The organism is Ensifer aridi, from assembly GCF_002078505.1.
GTDB lineage: Bacteria > Pseudomonadota > Alphaproteobacteria > Rhizobiales > Rhizobiaceae > Sinorhizobium > Sinorhizobium aridi.
Genome location: NZ_LUAV01000002.1, coordinates 284,730 through 311,558, shown reverse-complemented (window position 1 = coordinate 311,558; position 26,829 = coordinate 284,730). Strand labels below are relative to the sequence as shown.

At 63.8% G+C, this 26,829-nt stretch carries 26 protein-coding genes and 1 pseudogene; 20 read left to right on the top strand and 7 right to left on the bottom strand.

From position 1 onward, the window contains the following. Positions 1 to 72 precede the first annotated feature (72 nt). The 4 genes from ubiE to AYK65_RS01820 all read left to right on the top strand — a co-directional run bounded on the left by ubiE (position 73) and on the right by AYK65_RS01820 (position 3,994). Positions 73 to 849, top strand: a complete 777-nt coding sequence (gene ubiE, locus AYK65_RS01835) for a bifunctional demethylmenaquinone methyltransferase/2-methoxy-6-polyprenyl-1,4-benzoquinol methylase UbiE (RefSeq protein WP_026613495.1) — start codon at positions 73 to 75, stop codon at positions 847 to 849. A 4-nt stretch (positions 850 to 853) separates the two neighbouring features. Continuing rightward, on the top strand, positions 854 to 2,428 hold the full coding sequence (gene ubiB / locus AYK65_RS01830) for a 2-polyprenylphenol 6-hydroxylase (protein ID WP_081157848.1): 1,575 nt from the start codon (positions 854 to 856) through the stop codon (positions 2,426 to 2,428). A gap of 212 nt (positions 2,429 to 2,640) precedes the next feature. After that, positions 2,641 to 3,138: a GNAT family N-acetyltransferase gene (locus AYK65_RS01825; protein ID WP_244559944.1), complete on the top strand. Its 498-nt coding sequence runs from the start codon at positions 2,641 to 2,643 to the stop codon at positions 3,136 to 3,138. Positions 3,139 to 3,217: 79 nt separating this feature from the next. Beyond that, on the top strand, positions 3,218 to 3,994 hold the full coding sequence (locus tag AYK65_RS01820; RefSeq protein WP_046120007.1) for an SDR family oxidoreductase: 777 nt from the start codon (positions 3,218 to 3,220) through the stop codon (positions 3,992 to 3,994). 112 nt (positions 3,995 to 4,106) lie between these two features. Here the strand turns inward: AYK65_RS01820 and AYK65_RS01815 are convergent. Continuing rightward, positions 4,107 to 4,996: pseudogene (locus AYK65_RS01815) on the bottom strand (NAD(P)/FAD-dependent oxidoreductase). Continuing rightward, entirely contained in the window at positions 4,986 to 5,444 is a 459-nt protein-coding gene (locus AYK65_RS01810; protein ID WP_081157846.1) for an Rrf2 family transcriptional regulator, read from the bottom strand. The pseudogene AYK65_RS01815 and the gene AYK65_RS01810 overlap by 11 nt, the downstream one beginning before the upstream one ends. A 145-nt stretch (positions 5,445 to 5,589) precedes the next feature. Between AYK65_RS01810 and coaBC the strand changes: the two genes are divergently transcribed. After that, positions 5,590 to 6,795, top strand: coding sequence for a bifunctional phosphopantothenoylcysteine decarboxylase/phosphopantothenate--cysteine ligase CoaBC (gene coaBC / locus AYK65_RS01805; protein ID WP_081157845.1), 1,206 nt, complete (start codon positions 5,590 to 5,592; stop codon positions 6,793 to 6,795). Between the two features lie 42 nt (positions 6,796 to 6,837). Here coaBC and AYK65_RS01800 read toward each other — a convergent pair whose 3' ends face one another. Beyond that, a complete protein-coding gene (locus AYK65_RS01800) occupies positions 6,838 to 7,683 on the bottom strand; it encodes a class II glutamine amidotransferase (RefSeq protein ID WP_046120009.1) in 846 nt (281 codons plus the stop codon). Between the two features lie 265 nt (positions 7,684 to 7,948). Here AYK65_RS01800 and AYK65_RS01795 point away from each other — a divergent pair, with 265 nt between their 5' ends. The 7 genes from AYK65_RS01795 to AYK65_RS01765 all read left to right on the top strand — a co-directional run bounded on the left by AYK65_RS01795 (position 7,949) and on the right by AYK65_RS01765 (position 16,647). Then, positions 7,949 to 9,079, top strand: coding sequence for a Gfo/Idh/MocA family protein (locus AYK65_RS01795; protein WP_081157844.1), 1,131 nt, complete (start codon positions 7,949 to 7,951; stop codon positions 9,077 to 9,079). 136 nt (positions 9,080 to 9,215) lie between these two features. Then, positions 9,216 to 10,076, top strand: coding sequence for a MurR/RpiR family transcriptional regulator (locus tag AYK65_RS01790; RefSeq protein WP_026613504.1), 861 nt, complete (start codon positions 9,216 to 9,218; stop codon positions 10,074 to 10,076). 109 nt (positions 10,077 to 10,185) lie between these two features. After that, positions 10,186 to 12,126: a bifunctional 5-dehydro-2-deoxygluconokinase/5-dehydro-2-deoxyphosphogluconate aldolase gene (locus tag AYK65_RS01785; protein ID WP_081157843.1), complete on the top strand. Its 1,941-nt coding sequence runs from the start codon at positions 10,186 to 10,188 to the stop codon at positions 12,124 to 12,126. A gap of 66 nt (positions 12,127 to 12,192) precedes the next feature. Continuing rightward, positions 12,193 to 14,046: a 3D-(3,5/4)-trihydroxycyclohexane-1,2-dione acylhydrolase (decyclizing) gene (iolD, locus tag AYK65_RS01780; RefSeq protein ID WP_046120010.1), complete on the top strand. Its 1,854-nt coding sequence runs from the start codon at positions 12,193 to 12,195 to the stop codon at positions 14,044 to 14,046. A 174-nt stretch (positions 14,047 to 14,220) separates the two neighbouring features. Next, complete coding sequence (gene iolE, locus AYK65_RS01775; protein WP_046120011.1) at positions 14,221 to 15,123, top strand: myo-inosose-2 dehydratase; 903 nt, start codon at positions 14,221 to 14,223, stop codon at positions 15,121 to 15,123. Positions 15,124 to 15,364: 241 nt separating this feature from the next. Then, positions 15,365 to 16,165, top strand: a complete 801-nt coding sequence (gene iolB, locus AYK65_RS01770) for a 5-deoxy-glucuronate isomerase (protein WP_026613508.1) — start codon at positions 15,365 to 15,367, stop codon at positions 16,163 to 16,165. Between the two features lie 77 nt (positions 16,166 to 16,242). Beyond that, the gene (locus AYK65_RS01765) at positions 16,243 to 16,647 is read left to right on the top strand and encodes a GFA family protein (protein WP_081157842.1); all 405 of its coding nucleotides are present in this window, start codon (positions 16,243 to 16,245) and stop codon (positions 16,645 to 16,647) included. A gap of 60 nt (positions 16,648 to 16,707) precedes the next feature. Here the strand turns inward: AYK65_RS01765 and AYK65_RS01760 are convergent, their stop codons facing one another. Further along, a complete protein-coding gene (locus AYK65_RS01760) occupies positions 16,708 to 17,691 on the bottom strand; it encodes an NAD-dependent epimerase/dehydratase family protein (protein WP_046120013.1) in 984 nt (327 codons plus the stop codon). Between the two features lie 123 nt (positions 17,692 to 17,814). Continuing rightward, the gene (locus AYK65_RS01755) at positions 17,815 to 18,339 is read right to left on the bottom strand and encodes a helix-turn-helix transcriptional regulator (RefSeq protein WP_081157841.1); all 525 of its coding nucleotides are present in this window, start codon (positions 18,337 to 18,339) and stop codon (positions 17,815 to 17,817) included. 90 nt (positions 18,340 to 18,429) lie between these two features. Here AYK65_RS01755 and AYK65_RS01750 point away from each other — a divergent pair, with 90 nt between their 5' ends. The 4 genes from AYK65_RS01750 (at position 18,430) to AYK65_RS01735 (ending at position 21,434) form a co-directional block, all read left to right on the top strand. Continuing rightward, positions 18,430 to 19,239, top strand: a complete 810-nt coding sequence (locus AYK65_RS01750; RefSeq protein WP_046120014.1) for an AraC family transcriptional regulator — start codon at positions 18,430 to 18,432, stop codon at positions 19,237 to 19,239. A gap of 82 nt (positions 19,240 to 19,321) precedes the next feature. Next, positions 19,322 to 20,248, top strand: coding sequence for a DMT family transporter (locus AYK65_RS01745; protein WP_046120015.1), 927 nt, complete (start codon positions 19,322 to 19,324; stop codon positions 20,246 to 20,248). 4 nt (positions 20,249 to 20,252) lie between these two features. Next, the gene (locus AYK65_RS01740; RefSeq protein ID WP_046120016.1) at positions 20,253 to 20,945 is read left to right on the top strand and encodes a B3/B4 domain-containing protein; all 693 of its coding nucleotides are present in this window, start codon (positions 20,253 to 20,255) and stop codon (positions 20,943 to 20,945) included. Positions 20,946 to 21,059: 114 nt separating this feature from the next. Further along, positions 21,060 to 21,434, top strand: coding sequence for a hypothetical protein (locus AYK65_RS01735; protein WP_052728601.1), 375 nt, complete (start codon positions 21,060 to 21,062; stop codon positions 21,432 to 21,434). A 170-nt stretch (positions 21,435 to 21,604) separates the two neighbouring features. Here the strand turns inward: AYK65_RS01735 and AYK65_RS01730 are convergent, their stop codons facing one another. Further along, positions 21,605 to 23,188: a peptide chain release factor 3 gene (locus AYK65_RS01730; protein WP_046120017.1), complete on the bottom strand. Its 1,584-nt coding sequence runs from the start codon at positions 23,186 to 23,188 to the stop codon at positions 21,605 to 21,607. A 98-nt stretch (positions 23,189 to 23,286) separates the two neighbouring features. Here AYK65_RS01730 and dut point away from each other — a divergent pair, with 98 nt between their 5' ends. Then, positions 23,287 to 23,757, top strand: a complete 471-nt coding sequence (gene dut / locus AYK65_RS01725; RefSeq protein ID WP_139015606.1) for a dUTP diphosphatase — start codon at positions 23,287 to 23,289, stop codon at positions 23,755 to 23,757. A gap of 57 nt (positions 23,758 to 23,814) precedes the next feature. On the opposite strand, the gene AYK65_RS01720 is transcribed toward dut, so the two are convergent. Continuing rightward, positions 23,815 to 24,249, bottom strand: a complete 435-nt coding sequence (locus AYK65_RS01720) for an Lrp/AsnC family transcriptional regulator (protein ID WP_026613518.1) — start codon at positions 24,247 to 24,249, stop codon at positions 23,815 to 23,817. A 135-nt stretch (positions 24,250 to 24,384) separates the two neighbouring features. On the opposite strand from AYK65_RS01720, the gene AYK65_RS01715 reads away from it, so the two are divergent. From AYK65_RS01715 to cysK, 3 genes are all read left to right on the top strand, one after another. After that, a complete protein-coding gene (locus tag AYK65_RS01715) occupies positions 24,385 to 25,299 on the top strand; it encodes a DMT family transporter (protein WP_026613519.1) in 915 nt (304 codons plus the stop codon). Beyond that, the gene (locus AYK65_RS01710; protein WP_026613520.1) at positions 25,296 to 25,601 is read left to right on the top strand and encodes an NIPSNAP family protein; all 306 of its coding nucleotides are present in this window, start codon (positions 25,296 to 25,298) and stop codon (positions 25,599 to 25,601) included. The genes AYK65_RS01715 and AYK65_RS01710 overlap by 4 nt, the downstream gene beginning before the upstream one ends. Positions 25,602 to 25,795: 194 nt before the next feature. Next, positions 25,796 to 26,764 (top strand): cysteine synthase A, encoded by a 969-nt coding sequence (gene cysK / locus AYK65_RS01705; RefSeq protein WP_081157840.1) that lies wholly within the window; start codon positions 25,796 to 25,798, stop codon positions 26,762 to 26,764. Positions 26,765 to 26,829 lie beyond the last annotated feature (65 nt).

The following is a 26,829-nucleotide window of genomic DNA, read 5'->3' as shown; positions in this document are numbered from 1 at the left end:
TGCCGCTGAGATAGCGTGTGTGGGACGATTTCGCTATGGTGCCGGCGAATTTGATTGAAGTGGAGTTTTCGTATGGCGGATGAGCGCGTATCGGCGGGTGGCGGGATGGAGACATCCTTCGGCTTCCGCGAAGTCGGCGCGGACGAGAAACAGCCGCTCGTCAACGACGTCTTCCACAAGGTCGCCAAGCGCTACGACATCATGAACGATGTGATGTCGGCAGGTCTGCACCGCATCTGGAAGGATGCGATGATCGCCGCGCTGAACCCGCCAAGCCGGGAAGATTATCGCGTTCTCGACGTGGCCGGCGGCACCGGGGACATCGCCTTCCGCATCGTCGAGGCATCGGACCGAAAGGCGCACGCGACCGTGCTCGACATCAACGGTTCGATGCTCGCCGTCGGCGCCGAGCGCGCCCGCAAAAAGGGTCTTCTCGCCAATCTCGACTTTGTCGAGGCCAATGCCGAGGACCTGCCCTTCCCGGCAAGTTCCTTCGACGCCTATACGATCGCTTTCGGCATCCGCAACGTGCCGCGCATCGAGGTGGCGCTGAAAGAAGCATACCGGGTGCTGAAGCGCGGCGGGCGGTTGCTCGTGCTCGAATTCTCCGAGGTCGAGATGCCGCTGCTCGACAGCTTTTACGACGCTTGGTCGTTCCATGCGATCCCGAGATTCGGCAAGCTCATCACCGGCGACGACGCGCCCTACCAGTATCTGGTCGAATCGATCCGGAAATTCCCGAACCAGCGCGATTTCGCGACCATGATCGGCAATGCCGGCTTCTCCCGCGTTTCCTTCACCAACTATACCGGCGGTATCGCGGCGCTGCATTCCGGCTGGAAAATCTGACCGCATGAGCACGCCTGGAGCATATTTCCGTCTTGTGCGGATCGGCTGGGTTCTGGCACGCGAGAACGCCTTTGCGGCGGTCCCGTCCGAACACCTTCCTCCGCTGGCGCGTCTCGTGCAAAGGCTCGCCGGTCTGCTTGCGCGCCGCGAGGCGCGGCTCGAGGCGCGCAGTGGTCGGCTCGCTCGTGCCGTCGAGCGACTCGGCCCCTCCTATGTCAAGATCGGGCAGTTTCTGGCGACGCGCCCGGATGTCGTCGGCGCCGAGCTCGCCGCTGACCTCTCGCTCCTGCAGGACCGGATGGCGACTTTTCCGCAAAGCGACGCCAAGGCGGCGATCGAAGCCTCGCTCGGCCGCCGCATCGAGTCGCTCTTCACGGAATTTGCCGAACCGATGGCCGCGGCATCGATCGCCCAGGTGCATCCGGCTGTAATCCTGCGCGACGGCCGTCACGAGAAAGTGGCCGTCAAGGTTATCCGCCCGGGTGTGCGCCAGCGCTTCGCCGCCGACATCGAGGCGATGTATCTCGTCTCGCGCATGCAGGAGCGCTTCCTGCCCTATACGCGCCGGCTGAAGCCGGTCGAAGTGACGAAGACGCTCGAGCAGACGACCAAGGTCGAAATGGACCTGAGACTCGAGGCCGCGGCGCTTTCCGAACTTGCCGAGAACACCAAGGAAGATTCCGGGTTTCGCGTACCCAAGGTCGACTGGGAACGCACGGGCCGCGACGTCGTGACGATGGAATGGATCGACGGCGTGAAAATGTCGGACATCGAAGGCCTGAGGGCCGCCGGCCATGATCTGAACCGGCTTGCCGAAACGCTGATCCAGTCCTTCCTGCGGCACACGTTGCGCGACGGCTTCTTTCACGCCGACATGCATCAGGGCAATCTGTTCGTCGATGAGGCCGGCCATATCGTCGCCGTCGACATGGGTATCGTCGGCCGGCTCGGCCGGAAGGAGCGCCGCTTCCTTGCCGAGATCCTCTACGGCTTCATCACGCGCGACTACCAGCGCGTCGCCGACGTGCATTTCGAGGCCGGCTATGTCCCCTCGCATCACGACGCCGCGAGCTTCGCTCAGGCGATCCGCGCCATCGGCGAGCCGATCCACGGTCAGCCGGCCGAGACGATCTCGATGGCGAAGCTGCTGACGCTGCTTTTCGAGGTCACCGAACTCTTCGACATGCAGACGCGGCCCGAGCTCGTGATGCTGCAAAAGACGATGGTCGTCGTCGAGGGCGTCGCGCGCACGCTCAATCCGCGCTTCAACATGTGGCGGGCGTCCGAACCGGTCGTCGGCAAATGGATCAGGGACAATCTCGGGCCGAAACGCATCGTCGCGGATTTGCGCGACGGTCTGCATGCGGCGCTCAGGGTCGCCGAAGCGGCCCCCGAAATCGCCGCCCGCACGGAACGCTTCTCCGCGGAAATCATGGCCATGACCGAGAACGGTCTGCGCTTCGATGCGGAGACGGCCGAAGCGATCGGCAGGGCGGAGGCGCGCCACACCCGCTCCGGCCGCATCGCCCTTTGGCTCATCGCGGCAACGCTTCTTTATATCGCCTGGCACCTTGCTTGAGAGATCGTGCCGTGGTGATTTGCCCCTCACCTACGGCGCCGTGCGTCTTTTCAAACGTACAAAGGACGCGGTAGCACTCTAAATTGCCGCATGTTTTTGTCCTTAAATCAGCTACGATTCAAGGAAACATGCAGTAGCCCTCTCCCGGCAAGCGGGGGCGAAGGGTAAGGGCAGTGCGGCAAATTACTTTCTTGTCCACCGAAGAGGAAATGATGAGCACACCTTCTCTCCGTATCCGTGCCGCCTCTGTCTCCGATTGGGAGGCGATCGCTGCCCTGCGGGACCTGCCCGGCGTTCGCGCCGGCACGCTGCGCCTGCCCTTCGCGCGTCCGGAACAGACGCGGAAATGGCTCGAAAACTTCACGGAGACTGACACGCTCATCGTCGCCGAGCTCGAAGGCATCATCGTCGGGGTCGCCGGCTTGCACCGGCACAGGGGCCGGCGGCAGCATGCTGCCGATCTCGGCATGTCAGTCCATGACGACTACAGGCGCCGCGGCATCGGCAAGGCATTGCTCGAGGCGCTGATCGAGGCGGCAGACCGCTGGCTCGGCATTTCCCGCATCGAACTCACCGTCTTCACCGACAACGAGGCCGCGATCGCCCTCTACCGGCAGGCGGGCTTCGTCACCGAGGGCACCCTGAAGTCCTACGCCATGCGCGACGGCGTGCTTGCAGACGTCTTGGCGATGGCGCGCCTACGCCCGTGATCGCAAAGACAGTCCCGCCCGCCTTTGACCGGGCGGAGCAAGCTTCAACGGCGGGAACTGGAGACGGAGGTAACGAACCATGGATCTCGGCATCGGAGGCAGACGAGCTCTCGTTCTCGGCGGCAGCAAGGGACTCGGACGCGGCATCGCCGAAGCGCTCGCGGCCGAAGGCGTCGCCGTCGCGTTGACGGGCCGGAACGAAGAAGCGGCGATGAAGGTCGCTAGCGAGATCGGGCCTGCCGCGGCGGGCTTTTCGCTCGACCTTGCAAATCCGGAAGCCATAGACCCGTTCCTCAACCGGTTGGCGACCTTCGGCACGATCGACATCCTGGTCCTGAACGGCGGCGGACCGCCGCCGACGCTCGCCGCAGATGTCGATTCGGAATTCTGGCGGGCACAGTTCGAGGCGATGGTGCTTTCGGGCATGCGCATCGTCCACCGTCTGCTGCCGGCGATGCGGGCGCGCCGCTTCGGCCGCATCATCGCCGTTGCCTCCACCAGCATCCGCGAGCCGATCCCGAGCTTGACCGCTTCCAATGCGCTACGCAGCGCACTAGCCGGTTGGATGAAGACGCTCGCCGGCGAGGTCGCGGTCGACGGCGTCACGGTCAACATGCTGCTCCCCGGGCGGCTCGCGACAGACCGGACGCTGAGCTTCAATCGAACGGATGCTGCGAGCGAGGGCGTGAGCGTCGAGACGGTCGCCGCGCGCAGCCAGTCCGAGATCCCTGTCGGCCGTTACGGAACGCCCGCCGAATTCGGGGCCGCCGCGGCTTTTCTCGCGAGCCGCCAAGCTGCCTACATCACCGGCGTCGCGCTCCCCGTCGATGGCGGGCTCTGCCGGTCGATGCTTTAGATAAGCGCGGGATGCGGGCGAAAAACCGCGCACACTTTTTCCTCGTCCCACGCTGATGCACGTCGAATGGCGCCAACGGGCCAGACGCGGTGCTTCCGAGCGGAGGCTTGCCTCAATGCATGTCGAAGATCAGCGAACGGTGCGCAGCCATGCCTGCCGTGACGCCGTCGCCAACGGCATGGGAGACAGAGCCCGCCGCCCGTGCCGCATCGCCGCAGGCATAGATGCCGGCGACGCTCGTCTCCTTTGCCTCATTCGTCCGGATGTAGGGGCCGAGCGGCCCCTCGTCGAAAGCGCAACCGAGCGCGGCTGGCAGGTCGCTCGCCATGCGCATCCGCGGAGTGACGAACAGACCGTCGAGCGAGACCTCCCGCCCGCCGGCCAGGATCACGATCGCTTTTGACCCTTCAACGGCGACGACGCCTTCCCTTGCGATCTCCACACCGCGTGCCGCGAGCATCGCCTCCTCAGCGGCATCAGGCTCGAACGTGCCATTGACGAAAAGCGTGGTCGGTCCCCAGTCCGGCAGCATCATCGCCTGATGGAAGCTGTGGTCTCCCGTCGCCAAGATGCCGATCCTGCCCTGGCCGAGTTCATAGCCGTGGCAATAGGGGCAATGAAAGACGCTGCGGCCCCAGCGTTCCTCAAGTCCCGGTATCGGCGGCAATTCATCGACCACTCCCGTTGCCAGGATCAACCGGCGTGCTCCGATCTTCTCGTCCCGAAGCGAAACCAAGAAGTCGGCTCCCTCTCGTCCCGCCGTTTCGGCCGTCCCTTCGACGAAGCGCACATTGGGATAGGCCAGCAATTGTCGTCGGCCGCTCTCGGCGATCGCCGAGGGCGCCTCGCCGTCACGGCTCAAGAAACCATGGGAGGTTCGGCGAAACGGTTCCTGCGCAACCCGGCGTCGATGATGACGACGGAGCGCCTCGCCCTCGCCAGTTGCAGCGCCGCCGAGAGCCCCGCATAGCTTCCACCCACGATCGCCACATCAACCGCCATAATTCGACTCCTTCATGTTCTGGTGACGAAGCGCCATGCGGCGCTGAAAATCCTCCGAAAGATCCGCAAGGCTAATCCCCCGCAGCCGCTCGAGGAGCAGAGCCTCGGCATCGCGCAGCGCCCCGTCCATGGCCGCATTGACGGCCTGCTCGACGAGGCATCCCGGGGATTCGGTTCGGTTGCCGATTGCAAAAAAAGCGGCCTCGCCGAGCGCCTCATGGACGTCCGCGAGCGAAACGGTGGCGAGATCGCGCGCAAGCGACCACCCGCCGCCATGTCCCTTTTCGGAACGGACGAGACCCGCCTCGCGCAGGCCCGCCATCGTGCGGCGAACCACGACGGGATTGGTCGAGAGGCAGGCGGCCAGCTCATCGGAGGTAATGATTTGACGCTCCGCCATGTGCAGCAGGGCGTGCAGAGTGATCGAAAGTCGGCTATCGCGTTTCATGTAACTTATCGTGTTACATGATGCTGACTTAGTCAAGTCTCCCGCCGCCTTTCATGTGCTCGACTTCCGGCAATTGCGCGCGCCAAGGCGGTCGAGTAGGGTCCCATCAAAAGAAAAGGGAGCGGCCAGGCAGGACCGAAACCGGATGGCTTTATCGGGCAAGCGCATTCTTCTCATCATTTCCGGCGGCATCGCGGCCTATAAGAGCCTCGAGCTCATCCGCCGCCTGCGCGAGCACGGCGCGGAGGTCCGGCCGGTGATGACGGCGGCGGCGCAGCAATTCGTGACGCCGCTTGCCGTCGGCGCGCTTTCCGCCTCCCATGTGTTCATCGACCTCTTTTCGCGCGAGGACGAACAAGATGTCGGCCATATCCGGCTTGCGCGCCATTGCGATCTCGTCGTCGTGGCGCCGGCGACGGCCGATCTGATGGCCAAGATGGCAAACGGCCACGCCGACGATCTCGCCTCCACGGTGCTGCTTGCGACCGACAGGCCGGTGCTGATCGCGCCGGCGATGAATCCCAAGATGTGGATGCATCCGGCGACGCGCCGCAATCGTGCGACGCTCGCTGGCGACGGGGTCCGCTTCGTCGGCCCGGCGACCGGCGAGATGGCCGAGAGCGGCGAAGCGGGAGAAGGCCGGATGGCGGAGCCGCTCGAGATCGTCGCGGCGGTCGAGGCGATGCTCAGCGAAGCAAGGCCGCTTGCCGGCAAGAAGGCGATCGTCACCTCCGGCCCGACGCACGAGCCGATCGACCCGGTGCGCTACATCGCCAATCGCTCGTCCGGCAAGCAGGGCCACGCGATCGCTCAGGCGCTTGCGCGGCTCGGCGCGGAGGTGACGCTCGTCTCCGGGCCGGTGACGATCCCGGATCCCGCCGGCGTCCGCGTTGTCCGAGTGGAGCGCGCCGAAGAGATGCGCGACGCCGTGCTGGCGGAGCTTCCTGCAGACGTCGCGGTGATGGTGGCGGCGGTTGCCGACTGGCGCGTGGCATCGGCTGCGGGCAACAAGATCAAGAAGCGGCCCGGCGAGACGCCCCCGCCCCTTCAGCTTTCGGAGAACCCGGATATCCTGAAGACGGTCGGCCATCACGCTTCGCGCCCGAAGCTCGTGATCGGCTTTGCCGCCGAGACCGAGAATGTCGCGGAAAACGGCCGCACCAAGCTCGAAAAGAAAGGTGCCGATTACATTCTGGCAAACGACGTTTCGCAGGCGACCGGCATCATGGGCGGCGACCGCAACCGGGTGAAGCTCATCGGCCGGGACGGTAGCGAGGATTGGCCGGAAATGGGTAAAGACGACGTGGCCACGAGACTGGCGGCGCTGGTCGTTGCGAAGCTCTCCGAGTAACCGTCAAGATATGGGGCTCACCCGCCTTACACCCGGGTCCTCTCATGTGAGTTCGAGGTCGCTTCCGGCCGCCAGCGGCAGGGAATTGGCCACGGGTCGGTTCTGGACCGGAGCGTCGGTCGCGCCGAAAAGGCGAACGTCGACGCCATTTTCGCCGACGATCACCGCGGAACCGTCCGGGATTTCGGCCCAGGCGGTATCATCATTGAGGGGCTCGGAAACCAAACAGTAACCGCCCTGCGGCCCCATCGGCGCGGCGTAGAGCGTCGGCGCCTTGCGATCGGAAGCGTAGCGGACGGCGAAGAGTTCTTCGCCGTTGGAAAAAGCCGCGGTGAAGCGAACGAGGCCGCGGCGACCGAGTTGCCCGGCGAGCCGTTCGACGAAGCCGAGCACATCGGCGACGGCGCCGAGCGGATTGCTTTCGAGGCCGAACTGCAGGGCGAGCAGGAACAAAAGCTCCGAGTCCGTGGTCCCGGTGCGCGCCGCATAGAGCTCGTCGTCGAGCATGTTTTCCATCGGCCGGCGCAGATGCTCGAAGTCACCGATCTGGCCGTTATGCATGAACGCCCAGCGGCCGAAGACGAAGGGATGGCAATTGTCGCGCCGCGTGCCGCCGCCGGTCGCCGCACGGACATGGGCGAGGAAAAGGCGAGAGCGGATCTGTCGTGCGATGCTTTTCAGGTTGCAATCGGACCAGGCGGGCAGGATGTCGCGATAGCGGCCGGGCTCGGGACGGTCCCCATACCAGGCGATGCCGAAGCCGTCACCATTGGTCGCGGTCTTCGCTCGCGTCGCGCAATGGGATTGTTCGATCAGTGAATGCGCCGGCGACGATACGAGCTCCTCGAGGTAGAGCGGCTCTCCACGATAGGCAGCCCAACGGCACATGCATCATCACTCCGGTTTTTTTGCTCTCTGACAAGAGAAGCGATTCGTTAACCATCGTCACGGCGATGTTTCAACGGAACATGGTAAAAATGCGTTAACACTTGTCGCATCGAGTGCTTTCGACGGTAGCAAGACGCCGCTATGAACGCTGTTTCCATCGGCACAATGGGAAGCGATTTCGAACAAATATTCCACATTGACAAATTTCGTTCATTTCGTTTCATTTTCGACCCATTATCAAAAGGGCTCAGCCGGGAGGAACGACATGAACGTCAAGCGCAAACTGGGCGTCGGCCTGATCGGCACGGGCTTCATGGGCAAGGCCCATGCGCTCGGCTTCACCATTGCGGTGCGGGTCTTCGACCTCCCCTTCGAACTGGATCTGGTTTCGGTTGCGGACGTGACGCAGGAGAGCGCGGAGGCCGCCCGTGGGCGCCTCGGTTTCCGCAAGGCGACAGCGGACTGGCGCGATCTCTTGACCGATCCGGACATCGATATCATCGACATCACCACGCCGAACCTTCTGCACAAGGAGATGGCGCTTGCAGCCATTGCGCACGGCAAGCATGTCTATTGCGAGAAGCCGCTGGCGCCGACCGTCGCCGACTGCGCCGAGATGGTCGCGGCGGCGGAAGGAGCGGGTGTCGTCACCCAGGTCGGCTTCAACTATCTGAAGAACCCGCTGATCTTTCTCGCCAAGGACATCATCGAAAGCGGCGAGATCGGCGAAATCCGGTCGTTCCGCGGCATCCATGCGGAAGATTTCATGGCGGACGCCAGCATTCCATGGGCATGGCGGCTGGATCCCAGGAGCGGCGGCGGCGCGCTCGCCGATATCGGCAGCCATATCATCGCCTGCATGCGCCATCTGGTCGGGCCGGTCAGGTCCGTACTCGCCGAGACCGTGATCCATATTCCCGACCGCCCCGTCTCGCATGGCGCGACGGAGACCCGGCCGGTCGAGGTGGATGACATAGCCCGTGCCTTCGTTCGTTTCGAGAACGGTGCCTCGGGCAGCTTCGAGGCGAGCTGGATCGCAACCGGCCGCAAGATGCAACACGATTTCGAGATTTACGGCTCCAAGGGCAGCATCGTCTTCACCCAGGAGCGGCTGAACGAAATCAAGATCTATAATGCCGGCGACGACATCCGCAGCCGTGGCTTCCGCACGATCTGGGCCGGACCGGAACATCCGCCCTATGGAGCCTTCTGCGTGGCACCCGGACACCAGATCGGCTTCAACGATCTGAAGGCGATCGAAGTCAACGAATTCCTGGAGGCGATCGCCAAGGGCGGCAAACCTTCCACCGACTTCCGCGAGGGCTACGAGGTGCAGAAGGTCCTCTCCGCGACTTATCAGTCGGCCAGGACGAAGGAGTGGGTGGAAATCGGCTAGGGCGATTTAGCAGGCCCCGCGCACCTGCCGGCAACAAGGGAAAGAGCGGGAAAATGGAACGTTCGTTCTATCCCATTAACCGCTAATCGATTAGACTAAGGAAAACGGAACACGAGCAAGCTGGAGACGCTGAACGATGCCCACGCCGGAAACGACCACCGATGTCCCTCAGGATTTCGAGGCGCTGAAGGCCGTGATCCTCGAGCGGAAGGCGCAACTGCCGAAACGGCTGAAGCAGGTGGCGGCCTATTCGCTCGACAATCCGGACGAGATCGCCTTCGGCACGGCAGCAAGCATAGCGACCTCCGCCGATGTCCAGCCGTCGACGCTCGTTCGCTTCGCCCAGCATTTCGGTTTCGAGGGCTTTTCGAGCCTGCAGCAGATCTTTCGCGCCCGGCTCAGAGAGCGAACCCCCGGCTACGAGGAACGGCTGAAGGCGCTGCGCAGCAACGATCACAGCAAGCTTGAAAGCGGCTCGATCTTCAACGGCTTCGTTGCGGCCGCACATCGATCGCTCGACAATATCGCGACATCCGTGGACCCGCAAGCCTTCGAGCGCGCCGTCGACATCCTCGCCAAGGCGGATACGATCTACCTCATCGCCAAGCGGCGTTCCTATCCCATTTCAAGCTACATGGCCTATGCCTTCGGCAAGCTGAAGGTGAAATACCAGCATGTCGGCACGGCCGCGGGGATCGACGACGACATGCTGGCGATGGCGACGAAGCAGGATGCCGCCTTTGCGGTGAGCTTCTCGCCCTACGCCTCCGAAAGCGCCAGCCAGGCTCGCCTGCTTGCCAGTCGCAAGGTGCCGGTGGTGTCTTTGACCGACTCCGCCTTCTCGCCGCTCGCCGAGTCCTCCAAGGTCTGGTTCGAGCTCGTCGAGGCCGATCACGCCGGCTTCCGCTCGCTTTCGGCAAGCATGGCATTCGCCATGGCCTTGACGGTTGCAATTGCCGAAAAGCGCCGCCGCACGGAGGATGCCGCCACAAGATAGAACGGAAATTCCATATTGACGAAGAGACGGAATTTATGTTTCATACGCTCATCGCCCATGAGATAACGACAACTGTCGGCGCCCGCGCGGCGTCCGCGGGGAGGAAGCAGTGAGCCAGATTCCATCGACAAAGGGCGGCGACAAGCCCCTCGACATCATCACGATCGGCAGAGCCTCCGTCGACCTTTACGGCCAGCAGATCGGCACGCGGCTCGAAGATGTGTCGAGCTTTGCCAAATCCGTCGGCGGCTGCCCCTGCAACATCTCGGTCGGCACGGCACGCCTCGGTCTGAAATCGGCGCTGTTGACGCGCGTCGGCAACGAGCAGATGGGCCGCTTCATCCGCGAGCAGCTTGAGCGCGAAGGGGTCGAAACGCGCGGCATCGTCACGGATCCGGAGCGGTTGACGGCACTCGCGATCCTGGCGGTCGAGAACGAGAAATCCTTCCCGCTGCTCTTCTATCGCGACAATTGCGCGGACAACGCCCTTAACGAGGACGACATCGCAGAGGAATTCATCTGCTCGGCCAGAGCGATCCTCGTCACCGGCACGCATTTCTCCAAGCCGAACACCGACGCCGCCCAGCGCAAGGCGATCAGGATCGCCAAGGAAGGCGGCGCGAAGGTCGTCTTCGATATCGACTATCGCCCGAACCTCTGGGGCCTTGCCGGCCACGACGCGGGCGAGAGCCGCTATATCGCTTCGGACCGCGTCTCTGCCCACCTGAAGACCGTGCTCGGCGATTGCGATCTCATCGTCGGCACCGAGGAAGAGGTCCTGATCGCCTCCGGCGAGAGCGACCTGCTCCAGGCGCTGAAGACCATCCGCTCGCTCTCCACGGCGACGATCGTCTTGAAGCGCGGGCCGATGGGCTGCATCGTCTATGACGGGCCGATCTCGGACGATCTCGAGGACGGCATCGTCGGCAAAGGCTTCCCGATCGAGGTCTACAACGTCCTTGGCGCGGGGGACGCATTCATGTCCGGCTTCCTGCGAGGCTGGTTGAGGGGCGAGCCGCATGCGACCTCCGCCACCTGGGCCAATGCCTGCGGCGCCTTCGCGGTCTCGCGGCTGCTCTGCGCGCCGGAAATCCCGACCTGGGTGGAATTGCAATATTTCCTCGAGCACGGCAGCAAGGAAAAGGCGCTGCGCAAGGACGAGGCGATCAACCACGTCCACTGGGCGACGACGCGCCGGCGCGACATCCCGCTCCTGATGGCGCTCGCCATCGATCATCGCAGCCAGCTTGAGGATATCGCCGAAGGCAAGCCGGAGCTGCTGGCGCGCATCCCGGCCTTCAAAGCGCTTGCCGTCAAAGCAGCCGCCGAGGTCGCCGCTGGCCGGTCGGGCTTCGGCATGCTGATCGACGACAAATACGGCCGCGATGCGCTGTTCGCGGCCGGCGCCCACCGCGACTTCTGGATCGCCAAGCCGATCGAGCTTCCGGGCTCGCGGCCGCTCAAGTTCGAATTCAGCCAGGACCTCGGCAGCCGCCTCATCGACTGGCCGGTCGACCATTGCATCAAGGTGCTCTCCTTCTATCATCCGGACGACCCGGCCGAACTCAAGGCTACCCAGATCGCCAAGCTTCGCTCGGCCTTCGAGGCCGCGCGCAAGGTGGGCCGCGAAATCCTGATCGAGATCATCGCCGGCAAGCACGGCCCGCTCGACGATCAGACCATTCCACGCGCCCTTAACGAGCTTTATGATGCCGGGCTGAAGCCCGACTGGTGGAAACTCGAGCCGCAGGCGAGCCGCGGCGCCTGGGCTGCCATCGACGCGGTGATCGAGAAGCGCGATCCGCTCTGCCGAGGCGTCGTCCTGCTCGGCCTCGAGGCGCCCTACGAGGTGCTGAAGGATGGCTTCGTGGCGGCCAGAACTTCGAAGACGGTGAAGGGCTTTGCGGTCGGCCGGACGATCTTCGCTGATGCCGCCAAGGGCTGGCTCGGCGGCACGATCACCGACGATCAAGCCGTCGCCGAGATGGCGGCGAAGTTCAAGGCGCTGGTGGATCTCTGGCTGCAACTCGGAGAGACAAAGGCCGCATAGCGAAAAGCTGTCGACGGCCTTAAACGAAAGGGCGGAGCCAAAACTTCGCCGCTAGGAGGAAACAAAATGAGCCAGAAAACCGTGCGCCTCACCATGGCCCAGGCCGTGGCGCGGTTCCTGACCCGGCAGATGACCATCATCGACGGCAAGCGGGTGCCGATCTTCGGCGGCGTTTTCGCGATCTTCGGCCATGGCAATGTCGCCGGCGTCGGCGAAGCCCTCTATGCCGTGCGCGAAACCCTGCCGACCTACCGCGCGCAGAACGAACAGGGCATGGCGAATGCCGCGATCGCCTTCGCCAAGGCGAGCTTCCGCCGCCGTTTCATGGCGTGCACGAGCTCGATCGGCCCGGGCGCGCTCAACATGGTGACCTCGGCGGCCCTCGCCCATGTCAACCGGCTGCCGGTCCTCTTCCTCCCCGGTGATGTTTTCGCAAACCGCCGGCCTGATCCGGTGCTGCAGCAGGTGGAAGGCTTCGCTGACGGCACGATCTCGGCCAATGATTGCTTCCGCCCGGTGTCGCGCTACTTCGATCGCATCACCCGGCCCGAGCAGATCATCCCGGCGCTTCGCCGTGCCATGCAGGTGCTGACGGATCCTGCCGACTGCGGTCCGGTCACGCTCTCGCTCTGCCAGGACGTCCAGGCCGAGGCCTACGACTATCCGGAATCCTTCTTCGACGAGAAAGTGTGGGTGCCGCGCCGCATCGAGCCCGATCTCGACGAATTGGCCTCCGCGATCGCAACTCTCAAGGCGGCGAAGAAACCGATCATCATCGCCGGCGGCGGCGTGCTCTATTCCGAAGCGACCGCCGAACTTAAGGATTTCGCCGAGAAGCACGGCATTCCGGTGGTCGAGACGCAGGCAGGCAAGTCGGCGCTGCCGCATTCGCATCCGCTCAACATGGGTTCGGTCGGCGTCACCGGCACCTCCGCCTCGAACCGGCTTGCCGAGGAGACCGACGTCGTGCTCGCCGTCGGCTCGCGGCTGCAGGATTTCACCACCGGCTCCTGGGCCCTCTTCAAGAACGACGAACTCAAGATCATCGGCCTCAATGTCCAGCCCTTCGACGCCGGCAAGCACAATGGCCAGCCGCTGATTTCCGACGCGCGGACCGGCCTCAATCGCATGTCCGGCGGGCTCGGCGGCTACAAGGCGGACGCGAGCTGGACCGAGAAGGCCAGGGCCGGCAAGGCCGAGTGGCTCGAGGCGGCCGACAAGGCGACCGCCACCACAAATGCGACGCTTCCCTCGGATGCCCAGGTGATCGGCGCCGTCCAGCGCGCCCGCGGCGGCAGGAAGACGACGCTCGTCTGCGCCGCCGGCGGTCTGCCCGGCGAGCTGCACAAGCTCTGGCAGGCGGAAGAGCCCGGCGGCTACCATATGGAATATGGCTTCTCGACCATGGGCTATGAAGTCGCCGGCGGCCTTGGCGTCAAGCTCGCCAAGCCGGACAGCGACGTGATCGTGATGGTCGGCGACGGCAGCTACATGATGCTGAACTCGGAGATCGCCTCGTCGATCATGCTCGGCGCCAAGTTCACCATCGTGCTCTTGGACAATGCCGGCTATGGCTGCATCAACCGGCTGCAGATGGAAACCGGCGGCGCCAACTTCAACAATCTGCTAAGGGACACGCACCACGTCGAGCTGCCGCAGATCGACTTCGCCGCGCATGCGGCCGCGATGGGGGCGGTCACCCGCAAGGTCGGCTCGATCCCGGAACTCGAAGCGGCACTCGCCGAAACGGCCGGAGAGACGCGCACGACGGTGATCGTCATCGATACCGATCCGCTGATCACGACGGAGACCGGCGGCCACTGGTGGGACGTCGCGGTTCCGGAAGTGTCCGACCGGGAACAGGTGAAGGTGGCCCGCGAAGGCTACGAGAAGGCGCTCCAGTCGCAGCGCTTCGGCTGAGTCGACGATCGGCGCCCCGCGTTCTCGCGCGGGCGCTTTTCCATGCCCAGTCGCCCCTCACCCCTAGCCTTCTCCCCGGCGGCGGGGAGAAGGTGGCGGCAGCCGGATGACCGGATGAGGGGCAGATAACGAAGCATCCGCTTCAAGCAGACGACGAAACAGAAAGTGACAGACATGATCCGCTACGGAACCAATCCGATCGCCTGGAGCAATGACGACGACCATACGATCGGCGCGCATCTGACGCTCGAGGATTGCCTCTCCGATTGCCAGAAGATCGGCTTCGACGGCATAGAAAAGGGCCACAAGATGCCCACCGATCCGGAAGCGCTGAAGCAGAAGCTCGCCGCCTATGACCTCGTCTTCGTTTCCGGCTGGCATTCCACCAATCTGCTCACCCATGACGTCGGGGCCGAGAAGAAGGCGATCCAGCCGCACCTCGATCTCTTGAAGCACAATGGCTGCAAGGTGGCGATCGTCTGCGAGACATCGAATGCGATCCACGGCGACGACTCCAAGTCGCTCGTCAAGGACAAGCCGGTGCTGCCGGCCGACCAGTGGAAGAAATTCGGCGCCGATCTCGAAGCGATCGCAGAGTATTGCGCCCACCAAGGCATCGATCTCGTCTACCACCACCATATGGGTACGATCGTCCAGACCGGCGAGGAGATCGATCTCCTGATGGAGAACACCGGTCCGGCAACGAAGCTGCTGCTCGATACCGGCCATGCCTGGTTCGGCGGGTCCGACCCGGCGGAAGTGGCGCGGAAATATATGGACCGCGTCCGCCATATCCATTGCAAGAACGTCCGCCCGGCTGTCCGCAGAGTGGTCGAGAGCGAAGGCCTCTCCTTCCTCGAAGGCGTGCGCCGCGGCGTCTTCACGGTGCCGGGCGACGCTGAAGGCGGCGTCGACTTCCTGCCGGTGCTGAAAATCGCCGCCGAACACGGCTATGATGGCTGGCTGGTGATCGAGGCCGAGCAGGATTCGGCCGTGCGCAACCCGTTCGAGTACCAGTCGCTCGGGCTGAAATCGCTGAAGGCGTTTGCGAAGGAGGCGGGGCTGGACTGGGTATAATCGCATCGTCCGGCTGCCGGTACGCCCCTCATCCGGCTGCCGCCACCTTCTCCCCGCCTGCGGGGAGAAGGGTATGCCGCGCTCTCCCGGTCCACCTCTTCGCGAAAGGGGAGAGGAGACAGCGGCAAGCTCAGAATCCCTTCTCCCCGCGAGCGGAAGAGGGCTAGTCCTCGGGTTAAACCCAAGGAGCGGGGCAGGTCGCGAATGCGGCTATCAAGGAAGAAGTCAGGAGACCGTCGACATGTCCAAACTACTCGTCAAACCGAAGGCACAATCCGGCCTGATGCAGGACATTACGCCCGAAAGCGCCGGCTGGACGTATGTCGGCTTCGCGCTTCAGCGGCTGAAACCCGGCGAGACGACCGGCGGCGAAGCGGGAGACAAGGAACTCTGCCTCGTGCTCGTCAGCGGCAGGGCGAAGGTCTCCGTCGACGGTGAGAATTTCGGCGAACTCGGCGAGCGCATGACGCCCTTCGAAGGCCAGCCCTATGCCGTCTATGTGCCTAAGGGCAGCAGGTGGCAGACTGAAGCCACGACCGATCTCGATCTTGCGGTCTGCTCAGCACCCGGCGGCGAAGGCTTCAAGGCCAAGGTCATCCGTCCCGGCACGCACCCGCAGATGACGCGCGGCAGGGGCACCAACATGCGCTATGTCACCAATATCATGCCGGAGGACGACGGTTCGGCTGAGTCGCTGCTCGTCGTCGAGGTGATCACGCCCGGCGGGCACACGTCCTCCTATCCGCCGCATAAGCACGACCAGGACAACCTGCCGGCCGAAAGCTATCTGGAAGAAACCTATTACCACCGCCTCAATCCGCCGCAGGGCTTCGCCTTGCAGCGCGTCTATACGGACGACCGCTCGCTCGATGAGACGATGGCGGTCGAAGACGGCGACGTCACGCTGGTACCCAAGGGCTACCATCCGGTTGCCGCCGTTCACGGCTACGACGTCTATTATCTCAACGTCATGGCCGGGCCGAAGCGGATCTGGAAGTTCCACAACGCCAAGGAACATGAGTGGCTGTTCACGGGCGTCTGAGCCGGTACGGCAAGCTCTCGACGAATAGTGCGGACGCTCTATCGTATCTTGCTTGAGACAGATACGAGGAGCGTCCGATGCACATCGACGGCCAATGCCATTGCGGCTTCGTTACTTACGAGGCGGAAATCGATCCTGAGCACGTAACCATCTGCCATTGCACCGATTGCCAGCGGCTGACGGGTTCCGCCTATCGAGTGACTGCGAGCACGCAGCGCGCATCCTTCCAGCTGACGGGCGGGGAGCCGAAGCTTTACGTCAAGACCGCTGAAAACGGGCGCCAGCGACTGCAGTTCTTCTGTCCGCAATGCGGTTCACCGGTTTACACGACCGGCACCGACGAGGACGCGGAGGAAGTGGGAATCCGCGTCGGCACGATCAACCAGCGGCGCGAACTTGCGCCACGCTCGCAGATCTGGTGCTCCTCCGCCCTGCCCTGGATCGGCGACATCGGCAAGCTGCCGGGGCGGCCTCGGGACTGAGAGCGGAGGGGGCCCACCCTGTGCAGCTCGCGGACACGAGCAACCGCCTCAACGGCACGATCACGCGACCGGATAAGGCCCGTCGGAAAAGACGGTATCGTGATAGCCTTTCGAGCCGATTTCGATCGCCAGCGGGCTGCGGAAATCCTCGCCGCGCCGAAGGCATCGGAGCACATGGCGGAAATCGTACTTCGGCCGCCAGTCGAGCGAGGCCATCGCCTGGGCGCTCACATAGACGCGGTCGATCGTCGGGAAGAGCCGCCATCCGCGCTCGGCATAAAGCTCCTCGCATTCGGGAAAGTGACGCAGCACGACGGCAGGCGCGTCCTTCCGCAGCGTGGCGAGATCGTCACGCGTGAAGGGGGTCGGCGCCGAGACGATATAGCGGGCGAAGCGGATCTCTGCCGCCTTCTCGAGCGCCAAGAGATGCGCGCTCACCACGTCCTCGATGTCCGCGCGGCGGTAGAGCAGCTCGTTTGCCTGCGCGTTCGCCGTATCGTAGTGGCCGCGGATTTCCGCATCGTCGTCTGCTTCTGGAAAAAAACGCGAGGTGCGCAGGACGATTGCGGGCAAACCGTGCCGGCGAGAGAAGAGTTCGCATAAGCCTTCCGCCGCGACTTTGCTGACGCCGTAGATGTTGCGCGGAATCGGCGTCACCTCCTCGGTGATCCATGCCGCCGGCTCACCGGGCGCCGGCGTCAGCGCCGAGCCGAAAGCGCTCGTGGTGCTGGTGAAGACGAAGGCGCCGACGCCCGCCTCAGAGGCCTCTTCGAGCAGATTGAGCGTGCCGGTGACATTGGTCTCGATGAATTCGGAATAGCCGTGCGTTGCGACATGCGGCTTGTGCAGCGTCGCGGCGTGGACGACGGCGTGCACATTCTTCAGTGCCCGGCGGACGAACGTGCGGTCGGCAATCGATCCGACAAGATCGGTGAAATCGGAAGGCTTGATATCGATGCCGCGAACATCGCGGCCTGCCGCGCGCAGGCTTCGCATCAACGCTTCGCCCAAGTGGCCGGCGCTTCCCGTCACCAGAATCGTCATGCATCACTCCTCAAGAAGTTGGAACGGGATGCGGGCGGAAAACCGCGCATACTTTTCCTCATCCCGAACTTGAGGCTAGCCGGAGCCGAGCGGGAGGAACAACGCATAAAATATGCGCCGCGATCACATCAGCGTCGTCACCAGGCGGCCCGTCGCACCGTCGGCAAGCGGAATGCGCTCCCAAAGCACACGGCCCGCGACGATCGGCACGTCATCGCGGCCGTTAGGGCCTGTCTCGACGACGAGCGAGGCTATCCGGGCCTCGTGCCAGCCGAGTTCGGCAAGGTCGCCTTCCGCCTTCCGGATATCCTCCGACGCGTAACGGAACATCGGCGCTCCCAGCAGGTCCCGCCGCCATTCCATTCGCCGGGCGGACGAGGCCGCGAGCAGCCGATGCGAGTGATCGCAGATCAGATGAACCCGCGCCGTCGAGGTTTCAACCAGCCGTTTGAGCGCCGCATCGGCCGTCGACGGCACTTTCGCGAACAGGCGCTCCAGCGCCCGTTGCTGGCTCTCGGAAGGTGTCAGGATGCCGGCCTCCCAGCGCGACACGGTCGTCTGTGTGACCTGCAGGAGCTCAGCCACATGGCTCTGCTTCATGCCGGCGAAGAGCCGCAGGCGCTTCAGCGTCCGCCCCGTGTAAAGCATCGCAACCTCCTTCGCGTCTTCGCTTTGCCGCAAGACCACGGAAACGCTATACCAGCATCAGAGCTCAACGAAAACCAATGACGAGCGGACATGCCGAGGGGCGATTTCAGGGTGCTGCCGCGCCGCATTGCCGGCGTCGACGTGGTGGAGGCCGCGACGCGCCACGCCTTCGCGCGCCATACGCACGAGCAGTTCGGGATCGGCCTGATCCTTGAGGGGGCGCAGAAGTCGCTCAGCGGCCGCGGCATGGTCGAGGCGAAAGCGGGCGACGTGATCACCGTCAATCCTGGAGAGGTCCATGACGGCGCGCCGATCGGCAATGCCGGCCGCTCCTGGCGGATGCTCTATCTCGATCCCGCCGTGGTCGCCGCGGCAGTCGACGACATCAGCGAAGGGCGCAAGTACAGCTGCGAATTCAGTGACCCGGTGATGCGGAATGCACGGCTTGCCGCCCGCTTCCGGGCGACGTTTGCGGCCGCGACGGCGACCGGTGCCGATGCGATGCTTCGTTGGGAGGAGCTCACCGTCACTCTGCTCGCCGAGGCGATGCAGCTTGCCCCACGGCAAGGCACTCCGGTGAAGGGGCCTAAATCGATCGCTGCAGCCGTTAGCCTCATCGACGACAACCCGCTGGGGCCGCTCACGCTTTCGGACCTCGCGCGCGAGAGCGGGCTGAGCCGTTATCAGGTCGTGCGCGGCTTTGCCAAAACGACGGGGCTCACGCCGCATGCCTATCTCATCCAGCGACGGATCGACATCGTCCGGCGGCTGATCGCCGAGGGTACGCCACTCGCGGAAGCGGCGATTGCCGGCGGCTTCACCGACCAGAGCCATATGACGCGCGTTTTCGTGCGCAAATACGGATTCTCTCCCGGCGCCTACGCGCGGGCAGCGAACTGACTTCCGAACCTGCAATTCCGTACAAGACCACTCGCGCCCGATCGGTTCATCTGCCGCCATCATCGATCGGAATGGCAGCAGGATGTCGAAACGATTTCAGGGATATATTCAGTTGTCGCTCGCCATGGTGCTCGTCGGCAGCACCGTTATCGCGAGCAAGATCATAGCCTCCGGCCTGCCGCCATTTACGGCAACGGCGCTGCGCTTCGCGATCGCACTCCCGCTTTTCCTTGGGCTGATGCGCGCAACCGCAACCCCTTGGCCGCGGCTGCCGAAGGGCGATTGGCTGATCCTCTTCCTGCAGGCGGGCGCCGGCAGCGTCGGCTATACGACCCTGCTCATTTCCGGTTTGAAGCTCACGCCCGCGGCCGATGCCGGTGTCATAATCGGCACGCTTCCCGTGGTCTCGGCCGCCATTGCCGTCATCATCCTTGGCGAAAGGCCGCAGCGCTCCGTGCTCATGGCCGCTCTCCTCGCCGCTGCGGGCGTTCTCGCGATCGTCTTTCGGCTCGAGGCGGCCGGCCCGCATTCGCTCGCCGGCGCTGCTCTGATCTTCGGCGCCGTCATCTGCGAAGGTCTGTTCATCCTCCTCGGCAAGCGCCTCGACTCCGAGATTCCGCCGCTGACCCTGTCGGCGCTGATGGCGGGGTTCGGCGGCGCGATCGCCATCCCGTTTGCACTTGCGGAGCTTCCTCTGGCGGGGACAACAGGCGCACCGGCCCTTGCCGCCGTCGCATATTACGCGCTCGTGCCGACAATTGGCGGCTTCCTGCTCTGGTATGCTGGACTGGAGAAGGTAAGCGGTACCGAGGCCTCAGTCTTCACCGCGCTTGCCCCCGTCTCCGCCCTTCTCCTCGCCGCTGCCGCTCTTGGCGAGCCGATTGCCGCCAATCAGATGATCGGCATGGGCTCCGTGCTCCTGGCCGTCTTGAGTCTCAGCCTCCGGACCACCAATCTCACACGTACCGGACACGCGGCGCAGCCCACGACCAGCCTGCAGGAAAGGTGACCTCATGTCTTTTAAGCACTCAGACGATATCTGGAACGACTTCCCCGAACTGGCCGCGGGCGCGCTTCACGTCGGGGGTATCCGCAAGGACGTCGCGGTCGACGCGCAGGTCGCTCATTTCGATGCGGTGGCGAGGGCACGGCTTTCGGAGCGCACGGAGGGCGAATTCCCGGAAATACAGGCTTGGCGCCGCGCCTTCGCACGGATGGGACTGAAGCCGACGCAATATCGCTCGGCCTCCGAAGCGCTTCTGAGGCGTTTCCGGAAGGAGGGAACGCTACCAAAAATCCATCCGACCATCGATCTCTGCAACGCGGCGTCGCTGGCGTTTGCCATCCCGATCGCTGTCTTCGATCTTGGGAAGGTCACCGGCGATCTCGAGGTCCGGCCTGCCGTCGGTGATGAGATCTACACGACCTTCTCCGGCGACATGGAATTCCCTGAGCCGCAAGAAATCATTTTCGCCGATACGAGCGGACGCGCGCATGCGCGGCGCTGGACAAATCGCCAGAGCGGGTATTCGGCCGTCCGCGAGGAGACGACGGCCGTGCTCATCGTCGCCGAGGCGCTGCATGCCGGCGGCGAGGCCGATGTCAGGCGGCTCATCGACGCGCTTCGCGAGGCCGTCGGCACGATCTGGTCCGTTGATCCCGAAGTCGCAATGTTGGAACGCGCGGCGCGGCGCTTCGATTTTTGAGGCGCAGCCGCCGCGGACGAGGGACCCGCCTTGCACGTCCGCCGAAAGGCTTTGACGGGCGAGAATCCGCTCGAATATCATCCCGCCTGCAACCGCAATTCGAGATGGAGTCGCATGTCCGGTCGCCGCATCCCGTCGTTTCTACTGACCGCGAAACGCGCCTTGTTCGATCGCGGCGGCCTTGAGGAGATATTTCGGCACACGCGCAACCTCGTCGTCGCGACGTTGATCGTGGCGGCGGGCATGCATGCCGTCGAGAACCCCGACATCATTACCGCCAAGGGCATCATAAACACGCCGATTGCCGGCTACATTGTGTTCTCGATCGGCATCGCCCTGTTTTTGCTGAACTTTGCGGACGGGCTTTACCGGCTATCGAAAGTCAGGCGGCACCTCGCGCTTCAGCTTCTCGTGGTCGCCATCTATCTCATCGCGGCCGTACGCGTCGCGCAACTGGTGCTGGCGCTGCGAATGACGGATCCTGGATGAATGCGATGCGGAGCCGCGAAAGGTCCGCCGGCGTGCCGGCGCAATCGCCCTCGTCCGACTGTCGTTGCCTTCTCCCTTTATGACGGGAGGAAGGACGGACGCCGCACCCGCCAGTGCTCTCGCCCCCGCGGGGGCCAGGGGCCTATGTTCACAGGCCTTGGCATTGGTCGTCACGCCGCCTTGGCGACGTGATACTCCTTGATCGCCACCATCTTGATCGCCGGATAGCGTTCCGACTCATACCGCAGCGAGAAACCGTCCTGCGCCATGAACACCGGATCGCCGTCGAGATCGCGTGCGATGTCGCCGCGGTGGGCCGCGATGAACTTGTCGAGGTCGGCCGGGTTGTCGGCGGAGATCCAGCGGCAGACGGAGAAGCGCGGCATTTCGAAGGAGACGGGCAAACCATATTCCGCCTGCAGACGTTCCTTGAGCACGTCCAACTGCAGCGCACCGACGACGCCGACGATCGCCGGCGCCCCATCGTCCGGCGAGAAAAGCTGAACGACACCCTCTTCTGCCATCTGCTGCAGCGCCTCTTTCAGTTTCTTCGCCTTCATCGCGTCCCCGAGCCTGACGCGGCGGAGGATTTCCGGCGCGAAGTTCGGTACACCTTGGAAGACGAGCGGCTCGCCCTCGGTGAGCGTATCGCCGATCCTGAGCGTGCCGTGGTTCGGGATGCCGACGACGTCGCCCGCAAAGGCGGTATCGGCGAGCTGGCGCTGCGAGGCGAAGAAGAATTGCGGCGCAGTCAGCCCCATCTGCTTGCCGGTGCGCGAGAGACGCGCCTTCATGCCGCGTTCGAGCTTGCCCGAGCAGACGCGCACGAAAGCGATGCGGTCACGATGGTTCGGGTCCATGTTCGCCTGGATCTTGAAGACGAAGGCGGTCATCTTGTCATCGGTCGCCTCGACGGTACGGATGTCGGCGACCTGGGAGCGCGGCGGCGGTGCGAAATCGCTCAACGCATTGATCAGATCGCGCACACCGAAATTGCGGAGCGCCGAGCCGAAGAAGACCGGCGTCAGGTGGCCTTCGAGAAAGGCCTTGCGGTCGAAGGCCTTACAGGCCTCGATCGCCAGCGTCGTCTCCTCGATGAAGGCATCGCGTTCGTTTTCCGGCAGCCGGTGCGAGGCCATTTCCGGTTCGTTGACCTTGGTCAGCCGCTCCTGCGTGTCGGCGCCTCGCACCTCGTTGGTGGCGAGATGATAGGTGCCGCAGAAGCTCTTGGAACGGCCGATCGGCCAGGTGACAGGCGCGCAATCGAGTGCCAGCTTATGCTCCACCTCGTCGAGGATCTCGAAGGGATCGCGGCTCTCGCGGTCCATCTTGTTGACAAAGGTGATGATCGGGATGTCGCGCAACCGGCAGACCTCGAAAAGCTTCAAGGTCCGCGGCTCGATACCCTTGGCCGCGTCGATCACCATGACCGCCGCATCGACCGCCGTCAGCGTGCGGTAGGTGTCGTCGGCGAAGTCCTCGTGGCCGGGCGTGTCGAGCAGGTTGAAAACCGTGTCGTTGTATTCAAAGGTCATCACTGAGGTGACGACCGAGATGCCGCGCTCACGTTCGATCTTCATCCAGTCGGAACGGGTCTGAATCCGGTCCTTCTTGGCTTTGACCTCGCCGGCGAGCTGGATCGCGCCGCCGAAGAGCAGGAGCTTTTCGGTGAGCGTCGTTTTACCGGCGTCCGGGTGCGAAATGATCGCAAATGTGCGGCGGCGGGAAACCGCCTCGGCAATGCTTTCGGCCATGATGTGAGTATCCTGTGAGTTGCCGCGTCCTTTACAGGCTCGGGGCCGAATATGCAATTGACTGCGGCAGGCCCCGCTATGCTTATGACGGAATGATCATGAACGCCCCCGAAAACCACCCCGCCCTCACGCTCGTCCGCCTGCCGCATGCAGAGGGCCTCGATCTGCCGGCCTACGAGACCGCGGGAGCCGCCGGCATGGACTTGCGCGCGGCCGTCCCGGCCGATCAACCGATGACAATCCGCCCGGGAGGCCGGGCGCTGGTGCCGACGGGCTTCATCTTCGAAATCCCCGCCGGCTATGAGGGCCAGGTGCGGCCGCGCTCCGGGCTTGCCTTCAAACACGGCATCACCTGCCTCAATACGCCGGGCACCGTCGACAGCGATTATCGCGGCGAGGTGAAGGTCCTCGTCGTCAATCTCGGCGAGGAGGATTTCATCGTCGAGCGCGGCACGCGCATCGCTCAGATGGTGATCGCTCCGGTCACCCAGGTCGCGATCCGCGAGGCCGACGGCGCGACGACGACCGCGCGCGGCGCGGGCGGTTTCGGCTCGACCGGCACTAACTAATGCATGTCGCCCAAAAGTGTGGAGCGGTTTGGGACAACGACACGCATAAACAAGAACCTAAAGCGGCGGCAGACGCCGCTTGACCGGCGACGATTTGACGATCGAGGTGTTGGTCTGTGCCTTTTCCGCGATGCGATCGAGGATCGTGTCAAGTTCACCCATATCGCGCACCAGCATCTTGGCGATGAAGCAGTCGTCGCCCGTGACCTTGTCGCACTCGACGATCTCGGGCGTTTCCTGGATCAGCCTTTCGACGATGTGCAGCATACCGGGCATGGGCCGAACGCGGACGACCGCTTGCAGCGGATAGCCGAGCCGTGCCGGATTGACCGAGATCGTGAAGCCGTCGAGCACCCCGCGCTCCTCGAGCTTGCGCAACCGTTCCGCCGCGCTCGGCGAGGAGAGCCCTGCCTCCTGCGCGAGTTCCTTCAGCGACACGCGGGCATTGGCCGCGAGAATTTCGAGAATCCGCCGGTCAAGCTCATCCAGCATCGGCAACCCCATAAGGCAATTCGGCACGTCTGCCTTCCATAATTAGGTACTCTTCCACATATTCCTGTTCTCATCCATATCAAACTGGCACTAGGCTCATTATTCTTTGCTGAGTTTCAGGAAGGAGCCAATACCATGGATAGGGATTTGCGGCGCGGAAGCGCGGAAATGACGGCGGCAATGCTGATTTCGGGGACGATCGGCTGGTTCGTGCTGATGTCTGGTCAGCCGGTCACGGGCGTCGTCTTCTGGCGCTGCATTTTCGGAGCCCTCACGCTCGCGGCATTCGCGGCCCTGTTCGGACTGATCGACCTGCGCCATCTCCGGATGAAGGTGGTCGCCCTCTCCGCGCTCGGAGGTGTCGCGATCGTCGTCAACTGGCTCCTGCTCTTCGCCGCCTATCCCCGCGCGTCGATTTCGATCGCAACGATGGTCTACAACACGCAGCCCTTCATGCTGCTCGGGCTCGGCGCGCTCTTTCTCGGCGAGAAGATCACGATCAGCAAGCTCTTCTGGCTCTCGGTGTCCTTTGCCGGAATGATCGCGATCGTCTCCGCCAAGCCCACAGGCGCCTTTGAGCCCAGCGACTACCTCGCCGGAATCGCGCTCTCGCTCGGGGCTGCTTTCTTCTACGCCATTGCCGCGATCGTGACCAAGCTCCTCAAGGGCACGCCGCCGCATCTGATCGCGCTGGTCCAGGTGATCACCGGAGCAGCGATGCTCGCCCCCTTCGCGCTGGCCGCGCCGCTGCCGCAGGGCGCGCTCCAGTGGACGCTGCTCATTACCGTCGGCGTTGTCCACACCGGCATCATGTATATCCTGCTCTATGGCGCGATCCAGAGACTACCGACCCACGTGACCGGCGCGCTCTCTTTCATTTATCCGATCGCCGCGATCCTCGTAGATCGCATCGCCTTCGGCCACGCGCTGCAGCCGGTGCAAATCGCAGGCTCGGCCGCGATCCTGCTCGCCGCCGCCGGTACCAATCTTGGCTGGACCCTCCGGTCGATGCCGCTTATCAAACAAGAAAGCGAACGGAGGGCCTCATGATCACCTGCTATCTGAAATACGTCATCGACCCTTACAAGCTTGCAGAGTTCGAGCATTACGCGAAGCTCTGGATTCCGCTTGTCAATCGACTCGGCGGCACTCATCACGGCTATTTCATGCCGCATGAAGGGGCGAACAACATCGCCCTCGCGCTCTTCAGCTTTCCCTCGCTTGCCGCCTACGAAGCCTATCGCGAGAAGATGGCTGCGGATCCCGAATGTCGCGCGGCCTTCGCCTATGCCGAGGAGACGCGCTGCATCATGAGCTACGAGCGCAGCTTCATGCGACCGGTGTTCGAATAAGCTTTTTACTCGCGAGCCTCCGCCGCCATGCTGACGGCGAGGCTCCCTTCGAGGCGCCGCAAAAAGATTCCCCAACCGGCGGTTTCACAAGCGTTTTTTGCTTCGCTCACGAGCCTCGGGGGCTTTCCCGCTCTGGAAGAGGAAACGCATTGCTCCTATTCTCCCCGGCAACATCGAAATGAAGGGAGAAACATATGCCTGAAGCGCGCAAGCCCGGCCGCGGCCGCGTCTTTTCCTCGATCACCGAAACGATCGGCGACACTCCCATCGTGCGGCTCGACAAGCTTGCCAAGGAAAAGGGCCTGAGGGCGAACCTGCTCGCCAAACTCGAATTCTTCAATCCTATCGGCTCGGTCAAGGACCGCATCGGCGTCGCCATGGTCGAGGCGCTTGAAGCGCAGGGCAAGATCGCCCCCGGCCGCACGACGCTCGTCGAACCCACCTCCGGCAATACCGGTATCGCGCTCGCTTTCGTCGCGGCGGCCAAAGGATACCGGCTGATCCTCACTATGCCTGAGACCATGTCGGTCGAGCGGCGCAAGATGCTGGTGCTGCTTGGCGCGGAACTGGTGCTGACGGAGGGCGCCAAGGGCATGAAGGGCGCGATCGCCAAGGCGCAGGAACTCGTTGAAACGCTTCCCGACGCGATCATTCCGCAGCAGTTCGAAAATCCGGCCAATCCGGAAATCCACCGCAAGACGACGGCCGAGGAAATCTGGAACGACACCGAGGGCAGCGTCGACATCCTGGTTTCGGGCATCGGCACGGGCGGCACCATCACCGGCGCCGGCCAAGTGCTGAAGGAGCGCAAACCGTCGGTCAAGGTGATTGCCGTCGAGCCCGAAGAGTCACCGGTTCTCTCCGGCGGCATGCCCGGCCCGCATAAGATCCAGGGCATCGGCGCCGGCTTCGCACCGCCGATCCTCGACACCGGCATCTATGACGAGGTGATCACCGTGAATGCGGCCGAAGCCGTCGAAGCCGCGCGCCTCGTTGCCAGACTCGAAGGCGTGCCGGTCGGCATCTCCGCCGGCGCCGCGCTCCGGGCAGCAATCGAGGTTGGGCAGCGCGAGGAGAACGCCGGCAAGAATATCGTCGTGATCATTCCCTCATTTGCGGAGCGCTATTTGTCGACGGTGCTTTTCGAGGGGCTGGGGGCTTAAGTCAATTCCTCTCTACGTCTGGTTTTCATCCGGCGGCACACATTGAAGAACCGAAGAGCGCACCC